The 14665-nt window shown below is 53.0% G+C and carries 12 protein-coding genes; 2 read left to right on the top strand and 10 right to left on the bottom strand.

What is annotated here, in order from left to right; all coding sequences use genetic code 11:
- Nucleotides 1–329: 329 nt before the first annotated feature.
- Together FP815_03055 and mtgA are read left to right on the top strand one after the other, a co-directional pair.
- Complete coding sequence (locus FP815_03055; protein ID MBA3013914.1) at nt 330–1742, top strand: radical SAM protein; 1413 nt, start codon at nt 330–332, stop codon at nt 1740–1742.
- A gap of 60 nt (nt 1743–1802) precedes the next feature.
- Entirely contained in the window at nt 1803–2522 is a 720-nt protein-coding gene (gene mtgA / locus FP815_03050) for a monofunctional biosynthetic peptidoglycan transglycosylase (protein MBA3013913.1), read from the top strand.
- A 245-nt stretch (nt 2523–2767) separates the two neighbouring features.
- Here mtgA and FP815_03045 read toward each other — a convergent pair whose 3' ends face one another.
- The 10 genes from FP815_03045 to FP815_03000 form a co-directional block, all read right to left on the bottom strand.
- Nucleotides 2768–3178, bottom strand: a complete 411-nt coding sequence (locus FP815_03045; GenBank protein ID MBA3013912.1) for a bacteriohemerythrin — start codon at nt 3176–3178, stop codon at nt 2768–2770.
- A 310-nt stretch (nt 3179–3488) separates the two neighbouring features.
- Entirely contained in the window at nt 3489–4550 is a 1062-nt protein-coding gene (locus tag FP815_03040) for a methyltransferase domain-containing protein (GenBank protein ID MBA3013911.1), read from the bottom strand.
- Nucleotides 4547–5401 carry an aquaporin family protein gene (locus FP815_03035; GenBank protein ID MBA3013910.1) on the bottom strand — a complete coding sequence of 285 codons (855 nt, stop codon included), beginning with the start codon at nt 5399–5401 and terminating at the stop codon, nt 4547–4549. Before FP815_03035 ends, FP815_03040 begins: the two co-directional genes overlap by 4 nt.
- Before the next feature lie 48 nt (nt 5402–5449).
- Entirely contained in the window at nt 5450–6487 is a 1038-nt protein-coding gene (locus FP815_03030) for a flippase-like domain-containing protein (GenBank protein MBA3013909.1), read from the bottom strand.
- A gap of 226 nt (nt 6488–6713) precedes the next feature.
- A complete protein-coding gene (locus tag FP815_03025) occupies nt 6714–7901 on the bottom strand; it encodes an aminotransferase class I/II-fold pyridoxal phosphate-dependent enzyme (GenBank protein ID MBA3013908.1) in 1188 nt (395 codons plus the stop codon).
- On the bottom strand, nt 7898–9181 hold the full coding sequence (locus FP815_03020; GenBank protein MBA3013907.1) for a radical SAM protein: 1284 nt from the start codon (nt 9179–9181) through the stop codon (nt 7898–7900). Before FP815_03020 ends, FP815_03025 begins: the two co-directional genes overlap by 4 nt.
- Complete coding sequence (locus FP815_03015) at nt 9178–9885, bottom strand: glycosyltransferase (protein ID MBA3013906.1); 708 nt, start codon at nt 9883–9885, stop codon at nt 9178–9180. Before FP815_03015 ends, FP815_03020 begins: the two co-directional genes overlap by 4 nt.
- Entirely contained in the window at nt 9882–10901 is a 1020-nt protein-coding gene (locus FP815_03010; GenBank protein MBA3013905.1) for an NAD(P)-dependent oxidoreductase, read from the bottom strand. Before FP815_03010 ends, FP815_03015 begins: the two co-directional genes overlap by 4 nt.
- Nucleotides 10901–12097, bottom strand: a complete 1197-nt coding sequence (locus tag FP815_03005) for a nucleotide sugar dehydrogenase (GenBank protein ID MBA3013904.1) — start codon at nt 12095–12097, stop codon at nt 10901–10903. The genes FP815_03010 and FP815_03005 overlap by 1 nt, the downstream gene beginning before the upstream one ends.
- A gap of 3 nt (nt 12098–12100) precedes the next feature.
- A complete protein-coding gene (locus FP815_03000; protein MBA3013903.1) occupies nt 12101–13990 on the bottom strand; it encodes a hypothetical protein in 1890 nt (629 codons plus the stop codon).
- Nucleotides 13991–14665: the final 675 nt, after the last annotated feature.

Below are 14665 nucleotides of genomic sequence, written 5' to 3'. Positions count from 1 at the left end.
AGTTATCGGTTTACGGTTAAAAGAATCATGGTTAGTCATAAATCATCGCATGATACTCAATGTCAGTGTGTTCTCAGCCATTGGCAGGCCCCAATCACCGTCAACTGTCAACCGTAAACCGACAACCTGAGCAGTTACGAAATCTCAAGCGTCACCCTGTGAGGCACCAACAATGAATGGCTATCAACTCACATTTTATACCCAACAGAGCAGAAAACACAACGGCATGCCCGTGGGCGATCGGCTTATCGATGCCGCCTGCCGCATCCATCCACCTCAACAAAGGACAATGTGCGACCACCTCCACACATCCATGAAATGCCCTCCCCATGAAAGTTCTACTGATTGATGTGCCCTTCGGGCTGATAGAGATCGGGGGCGAAAAAAAACGATTCGCCGGAGTGGAGAACGCCATTCCCTCTCTCGGGCTAGCGTATCTTGCTGCGGTTGCGGAACAGTCCGGACATAAGGTGCGAATCTTAGACTGCACCATCGGCGGCAACTGGCAGACCATCAAGACCACAGGCCGAGAATTCCGGCCCGATGTCATCGGCATAACCGCCAAGACCCCATCGTTTGCCAACGCAGTCAAGACGGCGGAGATCCTCCGCGCCATCGTCCCTAACGCACTCTTTACCGTTGGCGGTTCCCACCCCACAGCCATGCCGGAACATACTATGGCAGCCAAAACCTTTGACTATCTGGTGATCGGCGAAGGGGAAGAAACCTTTGTCGAGCTGCTCAACTTTGCCAGCGGCCACGGCGGCACGCCGGAGACTATTCCCGGTCTTGCCTTTCTCAAGGACGGCAAACCATTCTTCTCACCACCGCGTCAGCCGATCAGCAACCTCGACAGGCTACCCTTCCCAGCCCGCCACCTGCTGCCCCCGCTCTCCGCCTACTCCCCCACTGCCGCGTCATACCGGCAGCTGCCCCTGGCCCACGTGATGACCAGCCGCGGCTGCCCATCTCGATGCAATTTCTGCGACCGAGCGATCTTCGGCGATCAATACCGAGCCCGAAGCGCCGACAATGTCCTGACCGAGGTCGAAGAGGTAATCCATCGATACGGAGCACGTGAGATCCGTTTTTTCGACGACACCTTCACCATTAACAGCAAGCGACTGGCTGCTCTATGCGACGGCTTTAAAAAGATCCGCCCCCGGCTGCCATGGACCTGCCTGACCAAGGCCGAGGCGGTGAACCTTGAGATGCTGAAGATGATGCACGATGCCGGCTGCTGGCAGGTCCTCTACGGCCTTGAATCCGGCGACGACCAGGTCCTTGAGACCCTGGGCAAAAAAAACACCGTGGCCATGAACCGGCAGGCCGTGGACTGGGCTCGACAGACAGGGCTCAGGGTGCGAGCCGATTTCCTGGTCGGCTCACCTGCCGAAACCCGCGAGTCCCTGCAACGGACCCTCGACTTTGCCAAGGAACTCGATATCGACTTTGCCCACTTCAATAAATTCGTGCCCTTTCCCGGAACCACCTTCTACCGAATGCTGATCGATCAAAGCTATCAGTTCGATTTTTCGAAGAGCAGCTCAACTCTGGACCACGAGGCCATGGTCTTCGTGCCACCTGCGATTCCTGAAGCCGAGTACAAGGCCTTTCTCGACCGGGCATACAAAGAGTTCTATCTGCGACCGGGCTACCTCATCAAACGGGCCCTTGCCATGCGAACCTGGACCGAATTTATGGGCAACGTCAAAGGATCTTTTTCCATCGGCTCGATGTAACCAAATCCCAGATTTTACCCCCTACCCATCCTTCACTCTGCCGCTCCAGCCAACCTCCTTATGCCCAGACCGTATCGACGCATCATCCCTTCCCCGTGGCTCAGGCCATGGCGAATCATCACAATCATCTTCATCCTGATCGTGATCTACCAGTTGTGGATCTTTGCCCACATCTGGTGGTGGAAAACCGCCAACCCCAGCGCCAGCGCCTTCATGCGAGACCGCCTGAGCGCCATGCAGACCATCAGCCCCAACGCCAAATTACATCACCAGTGGGCGCCCTACGCGAAAATCTCCAAACACCTGCGACGGGCGATCATTGCCTCCGAAGATGCAAAATTCGTCGACCATGAAGGGTTTGATTGGGAAGGTATCCAGTATGCCTATGAGAAAAATATCAAGAACGGGAAGATTGTCGCTGGCGGATCTACCATCAGTCAGCAATTGGCGAAGAACCTCTTTCTCTCCACCCGGCGGACCCCCTGGCGAAAGCTGGAGGAAGCGGCGATTACCCTGATGCTGGAGGCAACGCTGGACAAACGCCGTATTTTTGAGATTTACCTGAACGTGATTGAATGGGGTAACGGCGTATTCGGAGCCGAAGCTGCGGCACAACACTACTTCCACACCAGCGCTTCAAACCTCTCGGTCTCCCAGGCCGCCCGCCTGGCGGCAATGATCCCCAACCCCCGCTACTACGACAAACACCGAAAAGCCAAGGGGCTCCTCCGCAAGAGTGAAATCATCCTACGCCGGATGAATAGCGCGGAGGTCCCGTGACTATGATAGTACTGAGTTAAAGGATCTGGCAACTAAACCCTATATCATGGCGCCACTCTTTCAAGAGTAGTAACTGCTCAGGTTGTCGGTTTACGGTTGACAGTTGAAGGTGATAGAGTTCTGCCAATGGCAGAGAACACACTGACATTGAGTATCATGCGATGATTTATGACTAACCATGATTCTTTTAACCGTAAACCGATAACTGATTACCGTTAACCTGTGTCGTTACCAAGAGTATAAGATTACTTATTATCCTCAGCATAAAGACCATATTTTTTATCCTCCTGAAGGATATGATGCACAAGCCAGTCCCTGATCATTTTAATGATATCGGTACTCAAGATTATCTCTCCCTTGTTGACCTCTCGATTAAACTGATAGATCTGGGTGGCAAAATCTCTATGCAGACGCCTATGCTCAAATAACTCCGGATAATTAATCCGCCGAAGGTACTCTTCTTCAAATTTAAAATGATACTCTGCGTAGTCATTCATAGCCTTCAGGATTTCACCCCCAACTGTTTTAAGTTCCTCCGGCCCTGATGAAAGCAGGACATTATGCATCCTGTTAAATATAACGATCCACTCTTTATGCTGATCGTCGATCTCTTGGTTGTTTACACTGTACGACTCATCCCATCGAATTTTATCCATCCCGTCACCTCTATGAGCAAAAAATCTACCACCACGAAGACTGCTTACAGTTGACAGTTAACGGTGAGAGATCCTGCCGATGGCTGATCACCGTTAACCTGATATTAAAATAACGCTACTATAAAACAATTAAAATACAAAACACTATTAATTCAAACCAACCGCACGGAAATAGCTCCTCATCTATCCAAAGTCCCATCAGAGCCCTGACCAGAGAAATCGAGTTTCGCAAAGATCAGCCCATCACTTTAAAAAGGTGAAGCCCCTGATCCTGCTCCCCTCACGTAAGAATAACATCATCATTCATGCTTCAACAACACGCGCCCCCACTGCCCTCCGACGACTCGCGACTGGCCGCAGGAGAGCAGTCAAAAGATCCGAAATGCACGGTTCGATCACCGCTGACCTTGAAGTGACCCGCAAAACGGGTCTCCTCAAGCATCGCTGCCGTATTACCGCAAACCAGCATCGGCTTGCCGGTGATCAAACGATGATGGTCATCCAGATCGAACCAGTGGGGGTGATCCAAAATCGTGCCCTGATACACCGCCACCTGGCCGTAATCCTCGCAAATATCCTCCAACCGTCCTGGTAGCTTAAAGGCCCTGACCGTCTCCGAGTAAAAATCAACGCTGCCGATCATATCCTCAATCTCTGAATTGCGGAGATTGATCCGCCGACTGGATATAATTCGATAATCGGGACAGCCAAGCCGGGTTAGCAGACGGCGGAAATCCTCACGGTACATGGCCCCGGCCAGACACTCCCCGTGGAGAACCGGATCGTCTTGAAGATGAACAGGAACCCGGCGGCCGGCAAAGACATCGGAAAAATAGAGTTCACCTCCTGGCTTGAGCACCCGGAATATCTCCGAGAAAACCCGCTCCTTCTCCGGAGAGAGATTAAGAACACAGTTAGAGATAACCACATCAAAGGAGTCATCGGCCAGATCCAATGCGGCCAAGTCCTCCATGTATCCCTGACGAAATTCAACATTGGGACGGGCAAAACCGAAGGCCCGCATCTGAGCGTCCACGTGCCTTCGCCCTACGGCCAGCTGCTCGCCTGTCATGTCCACTCCCACCACAAAACCTTGCTCACCGGCAAGATACGCTGCGATATACACATCCATCCCTGTTCCGCAACCAAGATCCAGCACTCTCCGTCCCTGCAACAGCGGCGGGATGGGAGATCCGCAACCGTAAAAACGCTCTACAATCTCCCGTTCCAACAACCCCCTGGCCCGCCGCACCGAAGGGGTAAAATTCTCTCCATCCAAACAGCAAGCCCCGGTCTTGAGGTCATTGGTTGTTTGCAAAACTCTCCCGTAATACTCCTGCAAAATACGATGATGATCAAATTCCGAACTCACTCTCCAACCTCCTTAGGTTCCTTCCCGTTGTTACAATTACAGCCGCAATCGTCCCCTGTCTTACGCTCCAGAACAGGCTGCAGCAGCTTAGTGAAAACCAACGCAGCCAGACTGCCGCCCAGGCAGGGACCAGCCACGTAAACTGTCAAAAAAGCATGATCAGGGCTGGGAAAAGCAGCCCTCCCCCAACCGGCTATGGCCGCAAAGATCCGCGGAGCCAGATCACGAGCCGGATTAAATCCGGCCTGGGTCAAGGGGGCGATAATACAAATAAGGGCCATAACGGTCAAACCGATAAAAAGCGGCCCCAGAGTATCATCAGGTCGCCCGACGTTACAGCCATCAGTCAAAGCAAATATCAAAAAAACCAAGATGAACGTACCGGTAACCTCTGCGGCAAAGGCATTCAAAGTGCTGACCGAGACAACGGCAGCTACGCCAGGATTAGGGAAAAACTCACCAAAGATCATTGCGGTTTGAATTGAGGAGGAAGTCCCACGGACAATACCATGGGCAATTTCATAGGCGGTTATCGAAGCGCCGAAAAGAAGATAAATGAGGCCAGCCGCAAGAAATGCCCCGAAAAATTGCGCCCCCACATAGGCCGGCAGCTTGCACGGGGACATCCGGCGCCCCAATACCATTGCCAGACTGACCGCCGGATTCAGATGGGCGCAGGAGAGATGCCTCGTAGCATAAATCGCCAAAGTTACAGCGGTGCCCCAGATGGCAGCCACCTGAAAAAGCCCGACATGGGCAGAAAAAAGCACGGTTACCGCAACCGACCCGCATCCAAAAAAAACAAGAATAAAGGTGCCAATCGCCTCACCGGCAACGTCATGCCAGCGCATAAAAAATTTCTCCGCCAAAAAATTGAAACAAACTGCCTTCTATCATCACTACCTTTCAACTCCAGAACGAATCTCTGCCACTTCAGGTCTGCCGTAACTCCAGAAGGCAACAATTCCCGGCAGACTGCAGAGAAGAATAGTCAACCTGATCAAGAGGGCTAACACCAGGACCTTATTAGGGTTTCCAGCCGCAGCAAAATAAAGCTGACAAAGTTCCTCCAACACCCCGATACCGCCAGGGGTTATCGGGACTGCCGAGAGAATAAAAACAATCGGAGCAGAGAGAAGATAGGTACTCACCGGGACCCCGAGATTGAGGCTCAGACCAAGAAAGGCTACAGCGCCGATCGAACAAGCCTGGCAGCAAAAGGTCAAGGCAAAAACGGACACAAGCGGACCCGGCTTGCCAAAGAGCAGGCGAAGCGCCTCGCCACCCTGCCTTATCTGATCACTAAACGGCAACCGGGATGCCAGTGCGTCGATCCGTAACAATCGCTGCAAACGGGTGGAGAAGAGAAGGATGCCACCGCCCGCCAGTCCACTAACAACGACGACAATAGGAGCGACCGGCAACCACAACGATCTCCCACTGATCGATCCTTGGACCACCAAGATAATGAGCATGATAGCAGCATGGGTCGTCAAACCGATCAAGCCGATCAGTCGATCCGCAAAAATGCTGGCCAGGATGACCCCCTTCTGTGAACGCTGACGTACGGCGAGAAAGACCTTAACCGCATCGCCGCCTAGAGAGCCGAGAAGGAAATTATTGAAAAAATCTCCCACAAAAACAAGCTTAAGCACCTCACTCCGCCGGAATGTAAGCCCAAGAAGAGTCAGCACCCGCTGCCAACGGAGGGCACAGGCCACTAGTGAACTCAAAATGCCGATGACCGCCAGGACATAGTACTGACTATTAATCTCCTGGATAATCGAGGCCAGCCCCGGCGCCAAGCGCCGTTCGCCCATAGCGGTCACAGTCTCAACATCATACCAGTGCACCTGACGCAAGACAAGAGCCAGCAGAATACCCATCAAAACCAGCTTTAAACCGGTCAGGGCTATGGTCCGGGGGGTAAATTTCACTTAATCCCTCACAGAAAATTTAGACGCGAGAATGTAACTACACAGGTTAACGGTAATCAATTATCGGTTTACGGGCTTGAATCCGCCGGTTAAAAGAATCATGGTTAGTCATAAATCCTCGCATGATACTCAATGTCAGTGTGTCCTCAGCCATTGGCAGGACCTTAATTACCGTCAACTGTTAACCGTAAACCGACAACCTGAGTAGTTACGCAAGAATTATGGTTCAACATAATTGCCGCAAAAGCAAGGCAAGACGCCTCAGATCTTGATCAGCCATGCCTTCATGCAGCGGCAGATGAATGGCCCGACCTGCGAGATCAGCCGCCTGCGGACAGTTGTGGTCGCCAAGGAGAGTCGCACAGTCATCGGCCAGCTCAGCGCCGACTCCAGCATCAAATCCGCGAAAAAGCAGGCGGCGGCGCAACTGCCTGAGATCACAACCTGCCGGGGCCTTGACCACAAAAAAATAGTAATTTGACAAACCACCCGCACAGCACGTTTGCACCTCATAGTCATGGGGCATGAGCGCAGTCAAGCGCTCGGCCTGAAGTCGCTTGCGCTCAATCCGCTCACCCAGAGTAACTAACTTGTCGAGTCCCAGTTCAGCCTGCAGCGGAGCATAGCCCCACGGTTGCCGCGGAGCATGTTGAATCTGACGATACAACCAGGTCATCCCCTCATGGCCCCGGTCAGAGGCCAATAACGCCAGTGGCATCAAGGCCAAGCCACTGACAAAGAGCGCCCGTTCCAAACGTACCGCCAGCATCTTTTTGGTCAGCGGAGGCGGGAGGAGCCGAGCCACCGCCTCCCGCACCTGGCCCATCACAGCCTGATCATCACTGACCACCATGCCGCCGCCATAGGTATTAATTGGCTTAATGGCCTCGAAACTAAAAAAAGCTGCATCACCAAAGGAACCGGTCTGCCGCCCGTCAATAGCGCTGCCCGCAGAATGGGCGCAATCCTCAATCACTTTGAGCCCATAGGCAGAGGCAAGCGCCATGATCTCGGGCATCGGACAAGGCGCGCCGAAGAGGTGAAGGGCAAGAACGACCCTGGTGCGGGAGGTGAGCTTAGGGGTAATGGTCGCAGCGGTGATATTCCAGTGTCCCGGATCGATATCCGCCGGTACCGGCGTCAGGCCCAGTGCGTTAATGATGGGAATAAGGTCCTTCAACGTGTAAGCCGGGATAATAACTTCACTGCCAGGTGGGAGAATAAAGGCTGAAAGGATCAACTTCATGGCCAGACGCCCCGAACCAACTGCAACGGCAGACTGCCTGCCGACATAGTGGGCGAACTCATCCTGCCAACGTCTGATTATCGCGGCGCCCACATCCGGCTCATACCCCTTGACACTTCTACCCAACTCACCAGGTGAGGTATCAATATACCGCCGGGGAATGATCATTTCTTTCTCCGATTGTAGTGCGTAAGGTCCTGAATTATAGACTTCACCTCCGAGAGAATTCCGACAAAGGAGAAACGAATGGCAATCTCGGTGTTGGTGGTGTCCCAGCAGGGATTTGAACAGCTGTCCACCTTTTCCCGCAGCACCTGGAACTCCGGCGACAGCCAGATCTTGTCAAGCGGGGCATTCCAAACATTCAAAACGCTGTCCATGTCAACACACGGTGAGACCTCACCCCATGGGGAAATAGCACAAGAGGCATAACCTGCGTAACAGGTATGCCAGCGCATCGGCTCCACATAGGAACGGGGGATGCCCTGCAGAAAACGGGAAGAGGATATCCCAATCCTGAGTTTTCTCGCCTGCATTGAAACTTCAGCCAAGGCGCCCTGAAGCTCCCCGAGTTCATCTGACCGAAAGACCATACCATCAAACTGGTCTTTCGGTTTATGCTTATGCTGAAGATTGGTATGGATAGGGGCAAAACTGATCTTATCGCAGCCAAGATCCTTGACCAGCGAGACCAACTCCCCAATGGTGCCAACATTGATCTTGGAGATAGTGCAGTTAACATTGATCCGCAAACCAGGCATAGCCGCGCGTAACCGGGAGATCCCGGCTACCGTCTGCTGAAAGGCGCCATCCATCCCGCGCAGTTGATCATGGAGCCAAGGTGTACTGCTGTCAATGGAAATCGACACTGATTTCAACGAACTCTGGGCCAACTTCGCCACACGCTCGTCTGTCAACAGCGTGCCGTTGGTGCACATATGGGCGGCGATCCCGGCATCACGGATCAAATCGAGAATTTGATAGATCTCGGGATGGAGCAACGGCTCTCCACCGGTAATAGAGATGATCATGGTCCGCAGACGAACCGCCGCCTGGACAATCCCTTGGATTTGGACAAGAGAGAGGGAGTGCCGCAGCATCTGCTGATCGGCCCGCCACTGGTCACCGCACATCCGACACCGCAGATTGCAGCGGTCCGTAATCCAGAGAAGGATAATGGGCAGAGTCCGGGGAGGCCGCTTCAAAAAACGGCTCAGTCGAATATCAAGGTAGTGGTAAAGGGCGTTCAACATCCGATTAGACTTCTCACAGAGTATCATTATCAAGGCAATAGTGATCAGCTTGAAGCACACTGCACCTCCAGAGCGTAATCCCCCTCCACATAGCCCAATCGATGTTGGGTTACGGCCTGACGGCCTAACCCAACCTACCAAAATTGCATGGTAGAGGGAGGACTCACCACCTTGGATTACTACGGAACTCATCATGGCCAAAGTCGATATCTTAAGGCCGCCAGATACCAACGAAGATAATAAGGGGCCCAACGGATCAGCCGGAAACGCGATGTCCCTGCAGTCCTGTCCGTCCAACAGGTGGGGATTTCAGTGACTTTATAGCCTAAGGCATGGGCCTTGACCACAATCTCCATCCCGATCTCAAAGCCCCCATCGCTTTCAAAAGACAAGGCGTCCAGCATCCGTTTTCGATACAACTTGAAACTGTTGGTCGCGTCCGACGTCGGAATCCTGGCAAGATAACAAAGAGTGATCCCGGCCAAGCGGGAGAGCACTTTCTTGAATACCGGTCCCCCAAACTGCCGACCACCCCCCATATACCTCGACCCGCACACCAGATCATACCCCTGGTCCATGAGCCTGCACATGGTGTCGACATCGGCATAATCATCGGACATATCCGCCATGGTCACCAGCACATACTCTTCTTCAGCCTGTCGCAGCCCGGTTTTAAGAGCGCTGACGACCCCTGGCCTCGGGTTTTTAATCAACCGGATATCACTACCGGCGCCCGGTCTAGACTGAACCACGGCAAGGGTGTTGTCCTCATCGAAATCATACACCAAGGAGATTCTATGTGGCGTTGCCACCTGAGCGGCTACGGCATCGAGCGTCCGGCCGATGCTCTCCCCTTCGTTATAGACCGGAATGACGATCCCGAGACGCGGATTGGTCATATCCCGCCGCTGACGATCTGCTTTTTAATCCACGGGATGATCTCATCTAAGGCCGTATCCAGTGAAGTTGCTGGCTCAAAGCCCAATAGCCTTTGCGCTTTAACCACGCTCGGCACCCGCTTCTGCACATCATAACTGAAAGGCGGATCGGATAGGTATCTAAATGGTTTATCCTCGTTGATCTTCCCCCAGATCATTCGCGCCAGATCAATGATACTGGTCGAGACTGAGTTCGAGAGGTTAAAGTCCTCATTAACCGCAGCTTCCTTCTCGATACAAAGCCGTATCCCCGCTGCCAGATCACCACCGTATGTAAAATGCCTGACCTGATTGCCGTCACCTAAGATATGCAACGGGTCCTGGCCCTTAAGAGTCTTCTGAATCAAATCAGGCGCCACATGACTCATGGCAAGTTTGATATTGCCGGACAACACCTCCTTGTCGCACAAGGCTCGCTTCTCACCAATACCGACGCAGTTAAAAGGCCGAATAATGGTAAAAGGCAACCGGTACTGCTCCCACGCCCCCTTGGCAAAATACTCGCAGGCCAATTTCTGAAAACCATAGGTCGATTGCGGTGGCGGACACCTGAGCTGCTCCCCCTCCTCGGTCGGGTAGGTCGAGGCACACTCATAGACCATTGACGAAGAGACCACATTGATCTTTTTCATCCTCCCGTGCTTAAAAGCATGAAGCGCAGCATCAAAGGTAGAAGAGATGATCCGCTCATTTTCTGCCAGCAGATCATAGGCGTACTCATGAAACAGGGATATACCGCCGATGATGGCGGCACCTGCCACAAGCTGATCGCAATCGACAGCCAGATCCTTCAGTTGGGCCGTGTCCTTGACATCCCCTTCAACAAAACGATACCGGGGATTGGCAGAGTAGCTCTTCTCCGTCCGTCCGTACTTGCCGAAATTGTCAATCCCAACCACCTCATGACCATGGTCAAGAAGCTCCGCCACCAGGTATCCACCCAAAAAACCGGCGGCTCCGGTCACTAATATCTTCATCAAAAAGCCCCTCCCTTGCCATAAAAATTCCACACGTCAACTACGACTGTCTGTTCCGGAAATACCAGCGAGGCATACTCCCGATGCGGCGCGGCCACGATAACGATGTCCGCCAACTCAAGCAGCCGATCCTGCGAGACAAAACCATCCTCCAGAATATAGTGATCGGAACAAAGCACCTGTCGGGCCTCGATCTCCAGGATTTTTTTTAGTTTGTACGACAGAGATTCCCGCCTGTCGTCATTATCCGCCTTAAAGGCCATGCCTAAAACCCCGACCGTCTTGTCCGCCAGCAGGCGCTTTTCCTTGAGTTTCTGGACGATAAAATTGGGCAATCCCTCATTGACCAACATAGCGGCATGACCTAAGAAAAAATTATTGGCACTGCAAGAGGCCAGCTGCATGGTGTCCTTAAACAGGCAGGGACCAGCGGTAAAGCCAGCGCTGGGAAAACTGGCAGCACGAGGGTAATTGTGGGTGATGGCCTGATGGATCCGGTAAAAATCAAGCCCGTGCTGGCAGGCCACCTGATAAAACTGATTGGCAATGGCAAACTGAATATAACGCCAGGCATTGGTAAAGAGCTTGGCAAGCTCAGCCTCGGTGGGCTCAAGGATCACAATGTCATCAGTGAGCAATCGAAAAAGCCCCTCAGCCTCACGCAGCGACTCATCATCAAAAGAGGCGACAATTTGCGGCAGGGAGTGCAGCTCTTCCATCGCCTTGCCCTGGGCAATCCGCTCAGGACAGAATGAAACCCTGGTGTGTTTGCCCCGTGACTGCAAATGCTCCTTGATCCGAACCGTGGCCCCTGGAAACGCGGTACTGCGCAGAATAATATGTTGATCATCCGAGATCAGATCGAGCATCTCATCAAAAAACTGCTGAAAAATAGTAAAACGAGGGTTCAGATGCTCATCCACCGGGGTCCCGATGACAATCACCACAAAGTGACTGCAGGCAATTACCGCTCTGTCGGTGGAGACAAAGAGCGTGGAACCAAGCACCTCACCTAACACCTCCACTGCCCCGCCTTCAGCAAACGGCATTCGGCCATTCGAGACAGAGCCAACCGCCTCTTCATTGATATCGTACAGCATAACCTGCTGCCCGGCCTTGGCCAGTGACAGCCCCAAGGGCAGCCCCACATGACCCAAGCCGCCTACGATGCAGACGTCATATCGCTTCTCGCCCATCACTCACTCATCTCCCTGCTCCCGTTTCCTTAACCGCCGCCACCACCACCCCGCAACAGCCAGCGAAACCAGCGAGACCAGCACCCCGACAACGAAGCTGATCGGCAGATAGTAGAGTTCCACGGTCGTGACCTGCTGCGAGACCTTGACTGCCAAAAGCCCATTCCGATCCTCTACCTTTAACCCGTTTTTCTCCTTCCAGCCATCATAGTAATTTTGATTGATGACCATGTAGCCGTCGCCTTGAGCATCAACCGAGATCTTAAGACGGTTAGGCGTCCACAACGTATAGCGCACAGTACCTTCCACCCCCTCAAGGAAAACCTCTCCCCGGTACTCGGAAGCGGTGAAGACGATCGCCTTGGTTGGAGCCGGCACCGACTCCAGGGCATAAACCGATCCGGCGTTACTGAGATAGGCCGGATACATGGCCCCGTACGTACGATAGAGGTGATAACGATCCTCCTGCTGCTGGGCAATTCCCTCTCGATCATACTCGGGAAAGCCGCCAATCTGGATGAATGATTCATTATGCGGCGTTGGCAAGGGCGGAATGGAAAAGGCATCCTTCAATGCCGGCGAGTTGACGACAAAAAGATCACCGAGAATCCCAAAAACGACGACGATTGCCACCCATTGAGCCAGACGCGGACGAGACAATCTGATAGTCAGACAATCCATACCTTTCTGCAACCCAATGCCGGCAAAGAGGGCAATAAACAGCATGGTGGTAAACCTGAATCGCTCTGAGGTGCGCATGAAACTAAACGGCGGCACACTGTTGAACAAAGACCACAGGCTTACGGGCTCACATCGGTTACCGAAACCGAGCCAAAGCGAGAGTGTCAGGCAACACAGCAGGGCGACCCACTGTCTCCTGCCAAGCGCAGAGAGCGTTGACTGCGGAGTCACAGGCAAGCCAGGTGTGTGCCCCATTCGTTGCGGAGCAAACCGCCAACAGATCCCGGCAAGACCCAGCAAACAGGGCACAATTCCGATATACATCCCCACCTCGTCCATGGCATGAGTAAATCCGCGCCACAGGCCTTGCACATCGGACTTGCCGACAATAGCTGCGATGGTCTGGTCCCGACCCAGCAGGCCATAGAGCAGGGACTCGACACTGAACCCGCTGTAGATTACGATCTTCCTCGGATACTGCATGGTGAATTCCAGCGATGGGAAAAACCTGACCGCACCAAGAAACAAAGGGCTTACGACAACAGTTGACAACACCAGAGCCATCTTTTTGAGCCCCTGTTCTCCACTCACCACCATGACCAAGGCATAAACCGCCATCATCAGCAGGATAAGGAAAAAATTATAGGTCCCCCCTTGCAGCCACATCAGGGTAAGCACCCCCCCAGAAAGAAGCGCATACGAAAACCGGTCAAAAGCTCTGATGAAAAAGACCATCGCCCAAGGCATAAAAGCGATGGCAAGGCCGATGGAGCTGGTTCCAGTCGCCAAAAACAGAAAGTACATGCTGTTCAGCATGAACAAAGAGGCCGAGAGCGCCGAGGCCGTGGCGCTGAGCCTAAAATATCTAGCCAAAGCGTACATCCCGGCAAGTCCGATAAAGAGATGGAGCACGATGCTGACTCGGACACCGACGATCACTCCGCACACTAAATCAATAAAAAATGGCAGAGAGAGGACGTTCGTTTCCGGATGGGCCAGGTGTGGGACCCCGCCCAGTGAATAGGGGTTCCACAGCGGAAACTGGCCGTACTTGATAACACTGGCCCAGCTGACGCTATTTCTGGTCATGAAGGCGTCCCAATCCTGGATCCCCCAATAGTCGACATGGTCGTACAGCGGCCAGCAGAAAACCACCGCGACCACAGCAAAGGCCGCCAGTATCCACTGAGTTTGATGCCGAGATTGGATCATAATAAAACAACCTTAAGGGATGTCTGCAGCGCCCCAAAAAGGCTGTTGACACTGCCTAGTTGACGCATTGAACGAAACGCCATCAATGCTCCACCGCCAACAACAAATGGGAGAAAGAGATCTCTACCGGGATAAATCGAAATCCATACATACTGAAGGACTGACTCCTGTATTCAAGGATAGACTGAACCGACAACCGGAAAGGATCGGAAGCCCACTCGCTCCGAGGCAGATGAAAGAGGTAATAATAAGGAAAACCATTGAGATCAAACCAGATAAAATCAGTGCGCGAGAGGATCTCCTTCCTTTTCCCCTCCCCGACTACGTTGAAATACTGCAAAGAAGTCAGTCTCGGATAACGATCCGGGGCAATCACCACCAGATGCGACAACAGATCATCTTCAGTCATCAACCCGGCGCCCTCCGGAAGTTTTTCATCGGTCAGGATGGCCATAGAGCTGACAAAGGCCTCGGAAGTGCTGGCAGGATCAAGGCCCCGATAGGAGTTGAGTCGCGAAAAGTCAAAAACTGCCGTCAGCATCACCAGAGAGACAACCACGGCTACGGCAGCGAGAATTTTCCCCCTGCGCACGGCAAGATCGGCATACCGCACCACTGAACCGGCGCCAACAGAACAGCCAAAGGCATAAACCAGATCGCAGTAGCGCTCAAGAT

It is taken from the genome of Desulfobulbaceae bacterium, from assembly GCA_013792005.1.
Lineage (GTDB): Bacteria > Desulfobacterota > Desulfobulbia > Desulfobulbales > VMSU01 > VMSU01.
This window is presented reverse-complemented; position numbering and strand designations above follow the sequence as displayed.